The organism is Phyllobacterium sp., assembly GCF_037994405.1.
Lineage (GTDB): Bacteria > Pseudomonadota > Alphaproteobacteria > Rhizobiales > Rhizobiaceae > Phyllobacterium.
The window spans coordinates 1-1,789 of the sequence record NZ_JBBNAN010000073.1; the positions used below are offsets into that span (position 1 = coordinate 1).

Below are 1,789 nucleotides of genomic sequence, written 5' to 3' on the forward strand. Positions count from 1 at the left end.
GTTCAGTGACGCGTAGACCATAGATACCGGAGAAATCCAGATCGCGAGCCACAAAAATGGATACAGAGGAGCCCTGATGTTTAACGAGTGTCGGCGCAATGTTAATCGATTGCTCAACGGCGATCGCGACGGCGTCCTTGCCGGCGCCGGTCGTCCCTTGCACCTGGACGTCGCTCTCCTGGAGGTGTTGCCCGGCCAAAGTGGTGACATCTCCAATGATAGACATGAGTAGAGCGCTGCCGAACCGCTCCCACCAGTGCGTATCGACATAGCCGTCAAAGCCGGCGCGCCCGATCGCATCGGTCGCGGGCGATGCCAGCGTTACGATGACGCCGGTTGGTGTCTTGGCACGGCTCCAGAGCACAAAAAGACGATTTTGCCCTCGTTTTAAGCTGCCGCGATATTCACCAACAATCTGTGTCCCCTTTTCCATCAGCACGACGCGGCCATTGTCGGACAGGACATCCCGACTGATGACGCAACTGGCAAAGCCAGGCTGATCGGATGACAAAGCCGTCTCCAGCACGCAAGGAATCGAAGTGCCCATCGCGACGATATAATTGCGATTGCCAAGATGACCAGCGCGCGAGCCCTCGATTATCGTTGGCGCCAACATGCGATTGAAGCGCTGATCTTCATTTTCTCCCTGCGTCGGGCCCGCAAAGGCGCGTGCGTCCGATAAGGGCACAAACGAGTTGTCGCCATTTTGGCCCGAGGCGACTGCTTCAGTGTTCTGGTGGTTCGAATTGTCACGATTTCCACCACCGAATGCCATGACGGGCGCGCGACGTGCCGATTCCAGCAGTTCATCGACGACGGGTGCCTGGTCCTGCAATTTCGGCGTCGGCAGTGGTACCGCCTGCACAGTTTGTATCGCCTGCTTTGGCTCTTGCGCGGCGGGCTCAAATTTCGTCGTCTGCCGGATCACCACGCGCTCCTGCTTGTCGACGTCGCTTGCCTTATCCCCCGAGCGCATCGTCCAGAAGGCGAAGGCAATGAAGGCGACGACGGCAACCGTAACCGAACCACGCTTCAACAGACGGTTGTCATCACGTAGCGTTGTTGCGGCCTGGCTGCGCTCGCCAGCAATTGTCGTTTCGATTTCTTCAGCCATCCGCATCTCGCTGTCTTGGCACTTTAGCGGGGAGGATCTTCAGTACCCGCTCGACTGAGGGAGACGTCGTGTTGGTGCCAGGATCAATTCCTTTAGGTGAGAACGCCTCATTGAAGATGCAAAGTACATCGGCGCCACGGCGCAGAATGAACCTCCGGGCGATAGCGTGGACGAGGACGAGCTCACCTGAAACTGACTTTGGGGCGAGGCTTTCGGACCCGTCCGAATTCTCGATGTAGATCGCCGGCATCTCCTGGTTGCCGGCGAAGACGAGAGTCGTGATTTTGCCATTGTCGTAAACGACCTGCGGTTCGATTGTGGCGGAACCTTGCGCTGAATAGCGCCAGTTGCGTGGTCCATGTTGCTCATGAACGCCGAGCACCTTGTCAGCTTCACCCGAACGTGCCGCCTGATCGCGCGCCGCCGCTTCAAGGCGCCTTTGCTTTGCCTCGTCTGCCGGATAGCGGAATTTCACATAGAAATAGGTATTCTCTCCGACTGCGACGGGACCATCGCGCACGGTTAGTTCCATCTGATAGCTTCGTTTAGAGCCATCGCGCCGTGTCGTTACCACGGAGATATTTGTGATCGGCTGGTTTTCCCGGGGTTTCAGAAACAGGATATTGCCTGCAGGCGCGACTTCCCAGGCGACCGTGTTACCAAGTGCCACATGCG

Annotated in this window: 2 protein-coding genes; both read right to left on the reverse strand. The window is 57.6% G+C overall.

The window, feature by feature from the left end:
* On the reverse strand, positions 1-1,114 hold a 1,114-nt coding region (virB10, locus tag AAAC48_RS04305), incomplete at its 3' end, for a type IV secretion system protein VirB10 (RefSeq protein ID WP_340652987.1).
* Positions 1,107-1,789 (reverse strand): TrbG/VirB9 family P-type conjugative transfer protein (locus AAAC48_RS04310; RefSeq protein ID WP_340652988.1); only part of this gene is annotated, 683 nt, incomplete at its 5' end. The genes AAAC48_RS04310 and virB10, both read right to left, overlap by 8 nt.